This is a genomic window from Nannocystis punicea (assembly GCF_026965555.1).
In the GTDB taxonomy this organism is placed as follows: domain Bacteria; phylum Myxococcota_A; class Polyangia; order Nannocystales; family Nannocystaceae; genus Nannocystis; species Nannocystis punicea.
On sequence record NZ_CP114040.1, the window covers coordinates 2,388,261 to 2,402,571 of the forward strand.

The window sequence follows — 14,311 nt, forward strand, 5'->3', positions numbered from 1 at the left end:
CGCCCGCGTCCACGGGGCTGCAGCCGCTCGCCGCCGAAATGCGCCCCGGCGCTCCCGCCGGCCGAGATCGCTGTCTCGCCCACAGCCCCTCCCGGCTCGGGCCGGCACCGAGCTCGGCGGTCCGGGGCCGGGGCGAGCCGCCGGGCCGAGGCGAGGTGCGTCTGGACCTGTCCCGAGAGACATTGTGTGCAGCGCGAGGCGGGGCCGCCAGGACGATCGGCCGATCGTCGCGGCTGTGACGATTCGCCGGCGCCGACGCGATGCCTCGATTCGCGGTGTCCTTCGATCGGGGCGCGCCGCGTCGGTGCCATGATTCGCGGCAGGGAGCCGCGACGGGTGCGAGCGCGCCTCGTCGCGATTGCGCGCAGGAGCCCGCGTGGGCGGGCGAGGGGAACCCGTTGCAGCGTCGGGCGACGCCCCATCTCTCGTCGTCGAGGTATTTGCGAGGCGACGCCGAGCGGGCGCTCCTGGGGCTTGCGAGCGAGGCGATGCAGCCCCTGCGTGGGTTCGACGCGCCCCGCGAAGACTCCGATCGTCGAGTACGCCGAGGACGCCGCGATCGCGGCGATCATGCACCTCCACGGGGGTTTGCGATGAAGACGCCACGACTGCACGAGCTCCTCCCCATCCTCGGCGTGCTCGCCTGTCAGGCGAGCGACGGCAGCAGCGGAGGCACCGAGACGGCGGGTTCGACCGGCGCTGCCAGCGAGACCGCGGGGGAGCCGACCGGCGGCACCGCCAATCCGCCGACCACCGGGACGAGCGACACCGGCGAGACGGGCGGCGACACCGGCGAGGCGCCGACGGGGCCGTACGCTCGCTGCGGCGCCGGCATTGTCGACAGTGTGAGCGGGGAGATCGACGCTGCGCGATACGAGCAAGTCGCCGAGGATTGGAGCAAGGAGGCGGTGAGTTGCCGGCTGGGCCCGACGTGGGCCGAGCTGCACGACGGCGACGCCGCCAACGACGCGTCCGAGGTGTGGGGTCCGACCGGGCAGACGTGCGGAGGCGGCTACCTCACCGACGGGATCCCCGTGCAGGCGGGCGTGTGCCCCGAGGGCGGCGGCTGCTACGGCAGCGTCTCCGGACAGGCGATCTACGTGCCTTCCGCAGGCGTCGGCGCGGCCACGCCGGGGGTCGACCGGATCCAGACGCACGCGTGGGAGCAGGGCGCCATCTCGAGCCACCCGAAGCTGCTCGATAGCCCCGAGCCGTACGTCACGCGCCCCGAGTACGACCCGGCCTCGCTGGGTCAGCCGATCGCCGTCGCTCGCAGCGAGCGCAACTGGACCAACGATGGCGTCGCCATTTTCGCCGGCGGGGCGGTGGGCACCGGCGGCACCGCGACCTCGGGCTCGGTCGGCGCCTATTATCAATTCCCGCCGCACCTGAGGCCGAGCGCGGTGGCCATCACCAGCAACAACGAATTCGTGCTGGTCACCTTGTGGAACACCGCGGAGGTGCGCGGCGAGCTGGCGGTGCTGTCGGTGCGCGCGCCGACCCCGGACGCGCACTCGTGGTGGTACCACGGCCTGTTCAACGCCGGCGGCGTGCGCGAGCTGAAGTTCCTCGGCACCGTGCCGCTGCCGTTCGCCACCCCGACCTCCATCGCCGCGGTCACGACCCACGGCTGGACGAACCCCAACGACGCCAACGGCAAGTCGATGCGCAATGTCGCTTTCACCGGGCCGCACAAGGACACGATGGTCGACACCTGCTTCACCGCCGAGGCGCAGATGTCCGACCCGGCCAATCAACAGCCGATCTCCGCCTTCGCCGATGGCGGCTGGCTGCAGCACCTGGTCGCGCGCAAGGGCTACGCGCTGGTCGCCAGCCAGTGGGAGGACAAGGTCGCGTTCGTCGATCTGGCGCCGCTGCTCGACTACTTCCATTCGATGTACTTCGGCAGCGAGGCCAGCTGCGGCGAGACGCTGTCGCAATTCGTATGGGACAAGACGCAGCCCGGCGACCAGGTGCTGCCGCAGGCGCCGGCGGACGTGTGGCCCTTCACCTTCGACCTCGCGCCGGAGAGCGCGCGGCCGACTGTGGCGGCGGTGTTCGACGTCCCCGGGCCGCGGGCGGTGCGGGTCGGCCTCGACAAGAGCCAGGCGATCTACGGCCCGACCAATGGCGTCGACGTGTGGAAGGCCTACGCGGCCGGCGACGACGGCGTGCTGCACGTGTTCACGCCCGGGCGGCTGATGGCCAGCTGGTTCGAGGTCGGCAAGGGCGAGCAGGCCACCGGCGAGCCGGCAGCGGTGGCGACCGGGCAGATCTGCCAGCACCCGACGTCTCTGGTGATGCACCGCGGCCTCGTGGCCGATCATTCGACGTTCCTCGACATCGTGCCCGAGAAGGTCGACGACAAGACGCAGGAGATCCACGGCATGAACGACGGCGTGATCGTGGTGTGCCGCGGCGAGCGGGCGCTCCAGCACGTGGTCGCCTGGAAGGACGCGGTGGAGGTCTACGAGGAGATCCGCGACAGCCGCATGAACGACCCGGTGGCGGTGTGGTACTCGGACCGCGCCGACGTGCGGACCGTCGCCGACTTCGACGGCCGGAAGCTGCTCAGCTATCGGTTCGGCTGGGTCAAGATCGAGGACTGGAAGGACGGCGGATGCGGGCCTCAGGGCGCCAATTACGGCCCCGGCGAGGACGGCACGGGCGATCACGAGTTCTCGGGCGAACTGGCGGTCGCTGGTTGGCCGTTCCACGTCAGCGTCGCCAACGTCAACTGAAGGCCGCGGACGAAGCGGACGTCGCGGAATTTCGGCGGCGCGCCGGGACGTCGCGGGTGTTCGTGCGCCCGCAATCGCGGGACAACCATACGGTGGCGAGGCTGCGACAGGACGGCACCATGGCCCACCCCGTCGGCGGCCCCCGTCGTGCTCCCGCTGATGTGTTGACATGGCAGCGGCGCCTACACGGAGATAGGAGCGCATATGGATGGAATGACTCGCGGTCCGATTATGCATAGTCATTGACGCCGCGCGCGCCGGGCCCGTACGTTGGCCTGGGGGGATTCGCAGATGGTGAGGACACTAGCAGTCGTGGTGGGTGCGGCGGTGTTGTTCGGCGCGGGTGAGGCTTCGGCGGGCGGGCCGTCGCTGGTGCGGGCGTTCGACCCGGCGCAGGGGGAGCTACCCGAGTCGATCACGACCGACTGGGCCGGCAACCTCTACATGTCGATGGGGCCGACGGTGAAGCGGCTGAAGCCGAACGGGCAGCTGACCACCCTGGCGACGCCGCCGGTGCCGGAGGGCACCTTCATGCTCGGGCTCAAGTTCGGCTGGGACGGCTATCTGTACGCCGGCAGCGGGGCGTTCGCGCCCGAGCCGGCGGCCGCGTTCGTGTGGCGGATCAACCCGATCACCGGCCACACCACCGAGTACGCCGCGCTCGATCCGCTCGGCTTCCCCAACGACCTCGCGTTCGACGACCGCGGCGACCTCTACGTCACCGACCCGTTCCTCGGCGTGATCTGGAAGATCGACGACGACGGCGACGCCGACGTGTGGCTCGCCGATCCGTCGCTCGAGGGCGACCCGGTGACCCCGTTCCTGCCGTTCCACAGCTTCGGCGTCGACGGCATCGCGTTCGACCGCTGGAAGCGCAACCTCTACGTCGGCAACCTCGACTACGGGACGATCGTGCGCATCCCGATCGAGTGTCACGGCGAGCCGGGCGAGCCCGAGGTCTGGGTCGACGACTACGACAAGCTCGCGGGCGCCGACGGCATCGCCTTCGACGCCGACGGCGATCTCTACGTCGCGGTCAACGGGCAGGACCGGCTGGTGCGGGTCGACGACGACGGCGACGTCCACGTGCTCGCCCAGGGCGGCCTGCTCGACGCGCCGTCGAGCGTGGTGTTCGGCCAGACCTTGCTGACGCGGAAGAAGCTGTACGTCACCAGCTTCGCCATCAACCGCGCCCTGGGCGTCGTGCCCGGCACGCCTCACCCGGCGTTGCTGTCGTTGTCGGTGTCCGACCCGGGGCTCCTGCTGCCCTGAGGGCTGCGGCTCGCCGCTTCGCCGCACGGTCGGCCGCGTCCACGGGCGCGCCGAACCGTGCGCGCGATTGCATCTGCACGGCGGGGCCCGCGCGAAGCAGCGGCTGAAGCGTCCCGACCGCCGTTCCGGGTGTTATCATCACAGGAGATGACCGCGAGGTCGGGAGCACCGGGGCAGCTTGGCAGCACGCACGTCGGCTTTGGTGGTGCCGACGTGGCGGCGCTGTGGAACGCCGCCGAGCTGCTGCTGGCGCGGGTGCGGCTGGCGCCGCGGCTGCAGATCGAGGAGCTGGCCGGCGCGGTGCGCGAGCTGTCGGGGCGCGACCCGGCGGAGCTGTTCGCCGATCCTGCGGGCCTGCGCGCGCTGGTCCACGACGACGACCTCGAGCGCTACGACGACGCGGTCGCGGGCGCCTCGCCCACCACGTCGATGTTCCGCTGGCGACCGCCGGAGGCGCCGATCCGCTGGACCGAGCACACGATCGTGCCGTGGCTCGACGAGGACGCGCGGCGGGTCGGCTTCCTCTGCCTCGTCCGCGCCGTGCGCAACGCCTCGTCGGTCGAGCTCAAGCGCGACGACTCGTACTTCCACACCCTGCTGCAGACCATCAACGACGGCATCCTCGTCAACGACCCCGACGGCGCGATCGACTTCGTCAACTCGCGGCTCGCGGCGATGCTGGCGACCACCCCCGAGGCCATGATCGGCCGCCGGATCTTCGACTACATGGACGACGAGAGCGCCGCCGCGGCGCGGTCCAACCTGAAGCGGCGGCGCCAGGGCTCCGAGGACCAGTTCGACTTCCGCTTCCGCCGCGAGGACGGCGCCGACTTCTGGGCCATCGTCTCCGCCAAGCCGCTGTTCGGGCCGCGCGGCGAGCACCGCGGCTCGCTGGTCGCCATCACCGACATCACCGCGCGCCGGCGGGTCGAGGAGGACCTGCGGCGCGCCCGCGACGAGCTCGAGGCCCGCGTGGCCGAGCGCACCGAGCAGCTGACGCTCGAGGTGCAGGAGCGGCGGCGGGCCGAGACCCTGGCGCTCGAGGCCAGCCGGACCAAGAGCATCTTCCTCGCCAACATGAGCCACGAGCTGCGGACCCCGCTCAACGCGATCATCGGCTACACCGAGCTGCTGGCCGAGGAGCGCGACGAGCAGGACGAGCTGCAGCGCGACCTCGGGCGGATCCACGGCGCCGCGACCCACCTGCTCGAGCTCATCAACAACATCCTCGACCTGTCGAAGATCGAGGCGGCCAAGATGGAGATCACGCGCGAGCGCTGCGTGATCGGCCCGCTGCTCGACGACCTGCAGAGCACCCTGCTGCCCGCGGCGGTCAAGAACGGCAACCACATCCAGGTGCTGTGCAGCGAGCCGCAGCGGGCGATCGTCGTCGACCGCACCAAGTTGAAGCAGATCCTGCTCAACCTGCTCAGCAACGCGGTCAAGTTCACGCGGCGCGGGTGGATCGAGCTGCGGGTGTGGTTCGAGCGCGAGGACGACGTCGACTTCCTCGTCGCGGTGGTGTCCGACACCGGGCCGGGGATCCCGGCGCACAAGATCGGCAGCCTGTTCAGCGCCTTCCAGCAGGCCGACGGCTCGATCGCCCGCAAGTTCGGCGGCACCGGCCTGGGGCTGGCGATCTGCCGCGAGCTCTGTCATTTGCTCGGCGGCGAGATCCTGGTCAAGAGCGAGGCCGGCGAGGGCACGACCTTCACCGTGCGCCTGCCGTTGCTGCCGACGTAGGCGAGTGCCCACATTCGTGAATGTGAGCACCTCGTGACGCGGGCGTCGCGAATGACGTCAGCGCGCGAGCGTCCGCGCCACGTCGAGCACGCGGTCGACCCGCGGCCGCTTGTAGAACCGCTCGCCGTCGTCCTCGAAGAAGACGGGTTTGTGGTCGCGGTCGAGGACGAAGGTGCCGGCCAGGCCGACGCCGTTGCCGAAGTCCCAGCGCGACCACGCCTTGAGCATCACGCCCTCCGGGTCGCTGAGGATCGGGAAGGTCAAGTGCTCGCGCGCGATCATGATCCTGGCGCCCTCGAGGTCGTCGGCGGACACCGCCGCGACGTTCACGCCGAGCGCCTGGAGCTGCGGCAAGGCTTCCTGCAGCTGCCCGAGCTGCTTCCTGCAGAAGGGTCACCAGTGGCCGCGATAGGTGACCAGGACCAGGCCGTTCGGGCCGGCGAGATCCGCCAGGCCGCGCGGCGTCCCGGCGCTGTCGGGGACGCGGAACTCGGGGGCCACCGCGAAGGGCGGCGGCGCCTCCGCGCGGCTGGGCGGGACGGGACCGCTGCGCTGACCCGCGCAGGCCGCGATCCCGGCGGTGAGGTGAGCGGCGAGCGCGAAGACGCGAGCGCGACGGGGCATCGCCGCCAGGCTATCGGGACCGATGAGGCCGCCGCAAGGGCCGTGGTACGATGCCCCCAGACTCGTGTCTTCTCCCGCCGATCTGACGCTGGACACGCCGCTGACGCCGGTCCTGTCGCACGTGAGCCCGTCGCCCGAGGCCGGGACGCCGCTGACGCCGCCGGTCGACGGCGAGCCGGCCAACGACTGCGCGATCGACTTGGAGCCGCTGCCGAGCCAGATCGGCCGCTTCAACGTGCTCAAGCGGCTGGGCTCGGGCGGGATGGGCGTCGTCTACGTCGCCTACGACCGCGACCTCGACCGCAAGGTCGCGCTCAAGGTGATGCGCACGGCGGTGGTCAGCCGGGCCAAGCGGGACAAGGCGCGTCACCGCCTGATGCGCGAGGCGCAGGCGATGGCCCAGCTGTCGCACCCGAACGTGATCGCGATCTTCGACGTCGGCTCGGTCGAGGACCAGATCTTCTTCGCCATGGAGTTCGTCAAGGGCGTGACCCTGACGAAGTGGTTGCGCTCGGCGGAGGGCCCGAACGGGCCGCGGCGGCGCGGCTGGAAGGAGGTGCTGGTGGTGTTCATGCAGGCCGGACGCGGCCTGGCGGCGGCGCACAAGGCCGGCATCATCCACCGCGACTTCAAGCCCGACAACGTGCTGATCGACGCCGAGGGCCGCGTGCGCGTCGGCGACTTCGGCCTCGCCCGCGCCGGTCAGGGCCTCGGCCCGCTGTCCCGGCCCGACACGTACACCGAGGTGATCAAGGCGATGGCCGAGAAGAGCCTGCTCGACATGCGGATCACCCGCACGGGCGGCATGACCGGCACGCCGGCGTACATGGCCCCCGAGCAGTACCTCGGCCAGGCCACCGACGCGCGCACCGACCAGTTCAGCTTCTGCGTCGCCCTGTACGAGGGCCTCTACGGCCAGCGGCCGTTCGTCGGCGACCGCGTGCCGGTGGTCCGCGAGGCCGTGCTCGCCGGCCGCGTGCAGGACGTCCCGAAGGACACCGACGTCCCGGCCTGGCTGCACCGCATCGTCCTCCGCGGGCTCAGCGTCCGCCCCGCCGACCGCTTCAAGGCGATGAACGAGCTGCTCGACCACCTCGACGAGACGCCGCGGCCGCGCCGGCTCGGCCGCAAGGTCGCGCTCGCGGGCGGCCTGGCGGTCGCGTTCGCCGGGGCCGCGTTCGCCGTCTACGACGTGGTCGCCGCCCGCCCCGAGCAACCTGTCCTCGCGGGCATGTGCGAGACGCCCGACCTCGGCTGGGACGAGGGCCGCCGCGCCGGGCTGGCCCGCGCCCTGGCCGAGCGGCCCGGCGGGGCGGTGTTCGCCGGCCCGACCCTGGCCGAGCTCGACCACCACGCGCAAGAACTTCGAGACATGTTCCAGGAGACATGTCGCAACGCGCAGGCGGACGCCGAGGCCGGCGGCGAGGCCGGGGCGCGGCGTCGGGCCTGCCTCGAGCGCCGGCGCAGCGCGTTCGCCGGGCTGGCGCGGGCGCTGTCGGAGGCCTCGGGCCCGGCGCTCGACCGCGCCGCCACGGCCCTCGACGCCCTGCCGGCGCCGCGCGACTGCGACGACCCGCGGCGGCTGGCGGCCGTGGTGCCGGGGCCGGAGGACGACGAGCTGCGGGCCCAGGTCGCGCGGCTGCGGGCCGAGCTCGACCACGCGGGCGCGGTGCTGGCGCTGGGCGACGCGCCGCGGGCGTGGGACATCGCCCGCGCGCTGGCGGCCGCCGACGAGACGTGGCTGCCGGCCCGGGCCGAGGCGCTGTACGGGCGCGCGGCCATCGAGCGGGCGCTCGGCCGCGCCGAGGCGGCGGCGCGCGGGCTGTCGGACGCGCTGTGGGCGGCGGAGGCGAGCCGTCACGACGAGGTCGCGGCCGACGCCCTGACCCTGCAGTTCGCGGTCGAGTGCGAGGACCTCGGCCGCCGCGGCGAGGCGCGCCGGCTGTGGCCGCGCCTGTCGGCCGCGCTGCAGCGGCTCGGCGACGACGGCCGCCGCGAGGCCAGCGCCCGCGGCCGCTACGGCCGGGCCCTGCTGCAGGAGGGCGACGTCGAGACGGCGCGGGTCGAGCTGACCGCGGCGCTGCGCCGCGGCGAGGAGATCCTCGGCGTCGAGCACCCGCGGCTCCTGCCGATCTTGCTCGACCTCGCGGCGGCCTGTCAGCGCGGCGGTCGCGACCACGAGGCCACCGGCCACGTCGCCCGCGCCCAGGAGCTGGCGTCGGCCCGCCTGCCGCCCGAGCACCCCGACCGCGCCCGCGTCCACGTCGCCGCCGGCGACCTCGCGCGCGCCCGCGGCGACTCGGCCGCGGCCCGCCAGCGCTACGACGACGCCCTCGCCATCTACACCGAGATCTACGGGCAGGACCATCCGGACATGTCCCTCGCGCTGATCGGCCGCGGGCTGGCGGCGGCCGCCGACCAGCGCTGGGCCGACGCCGCCGGCGACCTGCGGCGCGCCCTCGCGGCCTGGGAGCACGTCCTCGGCCCCGAGCACCCGCGCCTGGTCGAGCCGCTGACGTGGCTTTGCGCCGTCGACTCGGCGCTCGGCGAGCACGCGGCCGCCCAGGGCGCCTGCGCCCGCGCCCTGGCCCTGGCGACCCGCGCCGCCGTGCCCGCCCAGGTCGCGCTGGCCCGCTTCGCCCTCGCCAAGGCCCGCGCCGCCGCCGACCTGGCCGCCGGCGAGACCGGCCCCGAGAGCCGCGCCCAGACGGTCGCGCTGGCCCGCCAGGCCCTCGGCGAGGCCTCCGCCGGCGGCGAGACGGCCCTCGCCGCCGCGATCTCGGCGTGGATCGCCGGCCAGGGCTGAGCAGGCCGATCGGGCATGTCCGTGAGGACATGTCCTCTGAGCAAGCCTCTTATGAACATGTCCTCGAGGACATGTCCCATGAAAGAGAACTACGGCACGGCGCGGCTCTCGAGGAACACCGGCAGCGACGGCGTCGCGCCGTGGCTCGCCTCGGCGCTGGCGACCTGGGCTTGCAGCGCCTGGTAGAGGCCGGGCCAGTCGAGCGCGGGCAGGGCGGCGGCGGCGGTGAGGCGGTCGGCGAGCAGGCGGATGTAGATCGCGCCGAAGATCGTCATGTCGGGGCCGGGATCGCAGCCGAAGCTGGTGCGGTCGTGGCGGGCCGCGGCCAGGCCGACCAGGCCGGGGACGGCGGCGAGCGCCGCGGCGAAGCCGCCCGCGTGACACGCCTGCAACACCACGATCTTCGGCGTCGCGACGGGGAACGCTTGCAGCGAGCGGGCCAGCATCCCCGGGGAGAACACCAGGTCGTCGGCCGGCGCTCCTGCGCGGCGCGCCGTCATCAGGAACGCCGGGTGGAACCCGCGGCCCGGCCCGGCCCCCAGCTGCAGCGCGTACTGGTCGAGCATCGCCGCGTCTGGCGCTTCGAGCAGGTCCTTCGGGACATCCGACGGCAGCAGGGAGCTCAGCCCGTGGCTCGTGACGTACACGTAGAGGAACGGCGGCCGGCGGGCGGCCGCGCGGGCCAGGTGCTCGCGCACGACCGCGGTGGCGGCGGGGTAGCAGTCGGCGAGCTCGGTCGCGAGGCGGCGGTACTGCGCGCGGTCGCGGCGGAACGCCTCGCGCGTGGGCCAGGCCCAGTAGCACGCGATCTCGTCCCGCTGCACGCCGCGTGCGATCAAGAGTTCGCGCTGGGCCGCGACCTCGGCGGCGAAGTTGGCGACGTCGGATCCGCCGGCGATCAAGAACACGTGCGCTCGCTCGGGCAGCGGCGCCGTGCTGTACGGCACTGCCTCGACGTACCGCGTGTATGCGAGCGGCGCCCCGCAGCCCGCGAGCGCGAGCGCGAGCCCGATCGTCGTGACTGCGCGCAAGAGCCTCACGACCTGCAAGCTAGCACGGGCCGCTCGCGTGCTCTCCGCATCCACGTGTCACGACGAGCCTGTCTTGAAGGACAGATGATTCGGGGCCGGCCCTGGGGCTTTCTCGCCCCATCCGCGATTGGACGCTTGATCGCAACAGTGCCGAGATGGTATCGATTGTTGCGCTATGAACAGTGTTTCCATCTCCTGGATTGCGAGCGCCCGCAAGGCCTCGCTCGCCGCGCTGATCCTCGTCGCTGCTGCGTGTGACAACGGCAACGGCGGCTCGGCCTCGGACACCGACGACACCACCACCACCGACGCCACCAACGCGACCACCAACAACACCACCACCAACGAGCCGACCACGACGGACGCGACGGACACGACCGACGGCACGGCCACCACGGACGACACCGAGACGCCGACCACCGGCTCGGGCGCGGTCGACTACGAGACCGACATCCAGCCGATCTGGGACGCGAACTGCACGACGGGCTGTCACGTGGCCGGCGGCACGGCCTCGGGCTGGTTCGTGATCACGCCGGGCGACTCGCACGCCAACCTCGTCGGCAAGCAGTCGATCGAGCTCGCGTCGATGCAGCTGGTCGCGCCGTCGGATCGCGACGCCAGCTACCTGTGGCACAAGATCAACAACACCCACGTGGAGGTCGGTGGCAACGGCACTGCCATGCCGCCGCCGCCCGCCGCTGCGCTGAGCTCCGCCGACCTCGACAAGATCGGCGCGTGGATCGACGCCGGCGCGGCCGAGTGATGCTGGGTGCCTGCGACCTCATGCGTCGCAAATGAAGTGGGCCCGCCGCCGCGCTCGGGACAGCCCCGAGAGCGGCGGTGCGCGCGTCGAGGCGCGGTGACTCGTGATAGTGTCCCGCCGCGATGAACACCTCGCTTCGATTGATCTTCACCTGCTCCTTGTTCGCCATGCCGCTGGTCGCGTGCGGCGACGACGGCAACGCCACCGACGCCAACGCCACGCCGGGCACGACCATGGACGACACGACGAGCGCGACCGACACCCTCGGCACGACCACCGGGACCGAGGCCACCACGAACGAGCCCACCACCGCCGAGCCGACGACGACCACGTCGACGACCGAGCCCGAGACGGCGACCTCGCCGGGCACGACGACGGAGGAGCCCGGGACGACGACCACCGAGCCCGGGACGACGACCGAGCCGGGCACCACGACCGAGGCGGAGACCACCACCTCGACCACGACCACCACCGGCGACGGCCTCAGCTGGGAGGCCGACGTGTTCCCCGTCGTCATCCAGGGCCATTGCAGTTGCCATCAGCAGGGCTCCGGCGGCCTGACGATGACCAACGCGCAGGACTCGTACCAGAACCTGGTCGACGTCGACTCGATGCAGGCCGCGGGCTTCAAGCGCGTCGCCACCGGCGACTCCGCCAACTCGTACCTGGTCGCCAAGCTCAAGGGCACCGCCGGCGACGGGCCGTTCAACGGCAACCCGTCGCAGATGCCGAAGGGCGGCCCGCCGCTGCCGGCCGACACGATCGCCCTGCTCGAGCAGTGGATCGACGAGGGCGCCGCGCCCTGAGCCCGGTCTTCCCGAGCGCATGAACGAAAGGGCATGTCCACACGGACATGCCCTTTCGCGCTGGGTCTTCAGGCCATGTCCCGAAGGACATGGCGCCGGGGACATCGGCCGCTCAGGCGAGGCGCTGCGCGATCACGTCCCAGGCGACGTTGGCGAAGAAGTCGTCGATGTAGGCGGCGCGCTCGGGCGGCAGCGGCTTGCGGTAGACGGCGAAGGCGTGCTCCCACACGTCGAGCGCGAGCAGCAGGCGGCCGCCGGCCGGGTGGCCGTCCTGGTGGGCCTCGACCCAGTGGTTCCAGATCTGCCCGTTGTTCGGGTCGAGGTAGGTGAGGGCCCAGCCGACGCCCGGCATCTTGGCGACGCCGACGAGATCGGCCTTCCACGCCTCGATGCTGCCGAACTGCGCGGTGACCGCCTGCGCGAACGGGTTGTCGGCGCGCAGCTCGCCGGCCTTCGGGGTCAGGCCGTCGAAGTAGTACTCGTGCAGGCGCATGCCGTTCCACTCCCAGCCGGCGCGGCGCTTGAGCTCCTGGAAGCTGGAGTCGCCGGTCTTGCCGTCGTTGCTGAGCCCCGCGACCTTGGTGAACAGGGCGTTGGTGCGGTTGACGTAACCGCCATAGAGCTTGAGGTGGACCTCGATCTGCTCGTCGGTGATCCCGACCAGCCCCCTGAGGTGCGAGTAATCCTTCGCTTTGTACTCGGCGGGCGCGTACTTCGGTGTCATCAGTCGCTCTCCTTGGCGGCCCGGAAGGTAGCACGCACCGGCGGGATGAGCGCTAGCGCACGTTGCGTGTTCGGCGCCGGGCGGCTGCAGGGGGCAAGATCCGGGCTCTCTGCACCAATTCGGGCGTCCGCCGCGCTGCCGCGGGCGGGTTGGGCCGCCGCGATCCGCGGAAGCGCCGCACTCGCCGACGCCGGCGAGCGGCCGGCACTGGCTTGACACTCCCGGGAGCCCGCGGCTACTTTCCCGGCCCTCCAACGCCTCGCATAAGGCCGCTCGCTATGTCGCAAGTCTGTCAGGTCACCGGGAAGCGCCCTCAGGGCGGCATGAACGTGTCGCATTCGCACATCCGCACTCACAAGCGGAACATCCCCAACCTGCACCGCAAGCGCTTCTTCGTGCCGAGCGAGGATCGCTGGGTCACCCTGCGGGTCAGCAACCACGGCCTGCGCGTGATCGACAAGCGCGGCATCGAGTCGGTCCTCGCCGACATCCGCGCCCGCGGCGAGAAGGTCTGAGCCGGGCGGCGAACTCGCCGCTCCCCAGCCCGCTGACCGGAGCAGAGATGTAAGAAGGAAGAGCGCATGCCCGAGATCTTCGTCTCGCTCTTCTTCTTCATCACCGTCCTCGGCGTGTGGCTCGGCCCGAAGTACCTCCGCTTCAAGCACGAACAGCGGATGAAGGAGCTCGAGGCCGGGGCCGGTGAGGCCGGCCAGCTCAAGGCTCTGATGGAAGAGCGCAAGGCGCTGATCGAGGAGCGAAAGGCCCTCGAGCAGCGCGTGCAGTCGCTCGAGACCATCGTCTGCAACGTCGACTTCGAGCTCAACGCCAAGCTGCAGCGGCTCGCGGTCGCGACCCAGAGCATCGCCGCTCTCGGGCCCGCGCCGGCCGAGCGCGCGGCGATCTCGGCCGCGGCCGGCGAGGCCGAGAACCTGATCGCCGGCCAGGTCCGGCCCGGACAGCGCGTCGCCAACCGCTTCGTCGTCGCCCGCCTGCTCGGCGCCGGCGGCATGGGTGCGGTCTACCTGGCGCGCGACGAGCGGCTCGGCGAAGAGGTCGCCCTCAAGGTGGTCGCCGGCCTCGGCCTGCTCGACCCCGGCGCCGCCGATCGCCTGCGCCGCGAGGCCAGCACTGCCAGACGGATCTCCCACCCCAACGTCGTGCGCTTGCACGACATCGGCGAGGAAAACGGCCTGCTGTTCCTGTCGATGGAGTACGTCGCCGGCGAGAGCCTCGCGGCCCGCCTCAAGCGGATCGGGGCGATCCCCGCCGCGCAGCTGCGGCCGATCGCCGAGCAGCTGTGCGACGGCCTGGCCGCCGCGCACGGCGCCGGCGTCATCCACCGCGACCTCAAGCCGGCCAACGTGCTCCTCGCCGGCGATCGCACGGTGAAGATCATCGACTTCGGGATCGCCCGTCCGCTGGCCGAGGCCGGCATGACCGCGACCAACATGGTCATCGGGACACCCGAGTACATGGCGCCCGAGCAGGTCCGCGGCGGCCTCGTCGATGCGCGCACCGACATCTACGCGCTCGGGGCGATGCTCTACCACGCGCTCACCGGCCGCCCGCCGTTCGCCGCGCCGTCGCCGATCGCCCTCGGCCTGGCCCACTGCCAGGATCCGGTGCCGGCGCCGCGACTGCTGCGGCCCGACATCCCGGTCGAGTGGGAGGCGCTGATCCTCCGCGCGCTCGAGAAGGATCCCGCGCGCCGGTTCCAGAGCGCGGGCGAGCTGCGCGAGGTGTTCCGCGCCAGCGAGGCGCCGACCTGGCAGGGCCCGGCCCCGACCGTGCGCGTGTGAGG

Annotated in this window: 11 protein-coding genes and 1 pseudogene; 8 read left to right on the top strand and 4 right to left on the bottom strand. The window is 72.2% G+C overall.

Going from position 1 to position 14,311, the window contains the following annotated elements; all coding sequences use genetic code 11:
• Positions 1-593: 593 nt before the first annotated feature.
• From O0S08_RS09205 to O0S08_RS09215, 3 genes are all read left to right on the top strand, one after another.
• Entirely contained in the window at positions 594-2,741 is a 2,148-nt protein-coding gene (locus tag O0S08_RS09205; RefSeq protein WP_269038665.1) for a hypothetical protein, read from the top strand.
• 291 nt (positions 2,742-3,032) lie between these two features.
• A complete protein-coding gene (locus O0S08_RS09210; RefSeq protein WP_269038666.1) occupies positions 3,033-4,013 on the top strand; it encodes an SMP-30/gluconolactonase/LRE family protein in 981 nt (326 codons plus the stop codon).
• Positions 4,014-4,160: 147 nt separating this feature from the next.
• Positions 4,161-5,756, top strand: coding sequence for a PAS domain-containing sensor histidine kinase (locus tag O0S08_RS09215; protein WP_269038667.1), 1,596 nt, complete (start codon positions 4,161-4,163; stop codon positions 5,754-5,756).
• A gap of 57 nt (positions 5,757-5,813) precedes the next feature.
• Here the strand turns inward: O0S08_RS09215 and O0S08_RS09220 are convergent.
• Positions 5,814-6,137: pseudogene (locus O0S08_RS09220) on the bottom strand (redoxin domain-containing protein); the annotation flags it as partial.
• 12 nt (positions 6,138-6,149) lie between these two features.
• Positions 6,150-6,380 (bottom strand): hypothetical protein, encoded by a 231-nt coding sequence (locus O0S08_RS09225; protein WP_269038668.1) that lies wholly within the window; start codon positions 6,378-6,380, stop codon positions 6,150-6,152.
• Between the two features lie 64 nt (positions 6,381-6,444).
• Between O0S08_RS09225 and O0S08_RS09230 the strand changes: the two genes are divergently transcribed.
• Positions 6,445-9,186, top strand: coding sequence for a serine/threonine-protein kinase (locus tag O0S08_RS09230; RefSeq protein WP_269038669.1), 2,742 nt, complete (start codon positions 6,445-6,447; stop codon positions 9,184-9,186).
• Between the two features lie 89 nt (positions 9,187-9,275).
• Here O0S08_RS09230 and O0S08_RS09235 read toward each other — a convergent pair whose 3' ends face one another.
• Complete coding sequence (locus tag O0S08_RS09235) at positions 9,276-10,226, bottom strand: C13 family peptidase (RefSeq protein ID WP_269038670.1); 951 nt, start codon at positions 10,224-10,226, stop codon at positions 9,276-9,278.
• A 166-nt stretch (positions 10,227-10,392) separates the two neighbouring features.
• On the opposite strand from O0S08_RS09235, the gene O0S08_RS09240 reads away from it, so the two are divergent.
• Positions 10,393-10,980, top strand: coding sequence for a hypothetical protein (locus O0S08_RS09240; RefSeq protein WP_269038671.1), 588 nt, complete (start codon positions 10,393-10,395; stop codon positions 10,978-10,980).
• A gap of 122 nt (positions 10,981-11,102) precedes the next feature.
• A complete protein-coding gene (locus tag O0S08_RS09245) occupies positions 11,103-11,786 on the top strand; it encodes a hypothetical protein (protein WP_269038672.1) in 684 nt (227 codons plus the stop codon).
• Positions 11,787-11,898: 112 nt separating this feature from the next.
• On the opposite strand, the gene O0S08_RS09250 is transcribed toward O0S08_RS09245, so the two are convergent.
• Positions 11,899-12,510 carry a superoxide dismutase gene (locus O0S08_RS09250; RefSeq protein WP_269038673.1) on the bottom strand — a complete coding sequence of 204 codons (612 nt, stop codon included), beginning with the start codon at positions 12,508-12,510 and terminating at the stop codon, positions 11,899-11,901.
• Between the two features lie 278 nt (positions 12,511-12,788).
• Here O0S08_RS09250 and rpmB point away from each other — a divergent pair, with 278 nt between their 5' ends.
• Both rpmB and O0S08_RS09260 read left to right on the top strand, forming a co-directional pair.
• Positions 12,789-13,025 (top strand): 50S ribosomal protein L28, encoded by a 237-nt coding sequence (rpmB, locus tag O0S08_RS09255; RefSeq protein WP_269038674.1) that lies wholly within the window; start codon positions 12,789-12,791, stop codon positions 13,023-13,025.
• A gap of 66 nt (positions 13,026-13,091) precedes the next feature.
• Entirely contained in the window at positions 13,092-14,309 is a 1,218-nt protein-coding gene (locus tag O0S08_RS09260) for a serine/threonine-protein kinase (protein WP_269038675.1), read from the top strand.
• The last annotated feature ends 2 nt before the right edge of the window (positions 14,310-14,311 follow it).

What these genes read in the sequence shown, in the direction of transcription:
- O0S08_RS09205 (WP_269038665.1), top strand. Translation starts at nt 594, where the DNA reads ATGAAGACGCCACGACTGCACGAGCTCCTCCCCATCCTCGGCGTGCTC.
- O0S08_RS09210 (WP_269038666.1), top strand. Translation starts at nt 3,033, where the DNA reads ATGGTGAGGACACTAGCAGTCGTGGTGGGTGCGGCGGTGTTGTTCGGC.
- O0S08_RS09215 (WP_269038667.1), top strand. Translation starts at nt 4,161, where the DNA reads ATGACCGCGAGGTCGGGAGCACCGGGGCAGCTTGGCAGCACGCACGTC.
- O0S08_RS09225 (WP_269038668.1), bottom strand. Translation starts at nt 6,380, where the DNA reads ATGCCCCGTCGCGCTCGCGTCTTCGCGCTCGCCGCTCACCTCACCGCC.
- O0S08_RS09240 (WP_269038671.1), top strand. Translation starts at nt 10,393, where the DNA reads ATGAACAGTGTTTCCATCTCCTGGATTGCGAGCGCCCGCAAGGCCTCG.
- O0S08_RS09245 (WP_269038672.1), top strand. Translation starts at nt 11,103, where the DNA reads ATGAACACCTCGCTTCGATTGATCTTCACCTGCTCCTTGTTCGCCATG.
- O0S08_RS09250 (WP_269038673.1), bottom strand. Translation starts at nt 12,510, where the DNA reads ATGACACCGAAGTACGCGCCCGCCGAGTACAAAGCGAAGGATTACTCG.
- rpmB (WP_269038674.1), top strand. Translation starts at nt 12,789, where the DNA reads ATGTCGCAAGTCTGTCAGGTCACCGGGAAGCGCCCTCAGGGCGGCATG.
- O0S08_RS09260 (WP_269038675.1), top strand. Translation starts at nt 13,092, where the DNA reads ATGCCCGAGATCTTCGTCTCGCTCTTCTTCTTCATCACCGTCCTCGGC.